The organism is Dellaglioa sp. CoH-57-MRSF-20, from assembly GCF_056781955.1.
In genome coordinates this window covers 1-230 of the sequence record NZ_JBXAXV010000350.1, presented here as the reverse complement: position 1 = coordinate 230, position 230 = coordinate 1, and the positions used below count along the sequence as shown (strand labels likewise).

Here is a 230-nt window from a genome sequence, read left to right as displayed (position 1 = left end):
ACTAAGGAGTTCTTCAGTAAGCGCGGCCCTGTAGAACTCATCGAGAAGATGATGGAGAAGATCGGGTGCTCGGGCGAGAAGGAGATGTTCGTCTATAAGTCCGAGCTGGCCGACGTTATCGTCGCGTTCACAAACGCCGATGGTTATCAGGTCAAGGGCTACACGAACGGTCTGGGCCAGTCGAGCGGCGGTAAGCACGTTGATTCTGTGTCAGGTGCCTTGTACACGGC

The 230-nt window shown here is 55.2% G+C and carries 1 protein-coding gene; it reads left to right on the top strand.

Annotated elements, in window-relative coordinates; translation table 11 throughout:
- On the top strand, positions 1-230 hold a 230-nt coding region (locus AC1RPN_RS09265; protein WP_481763892.1), incomplete at both ends, for a hypothetical protein.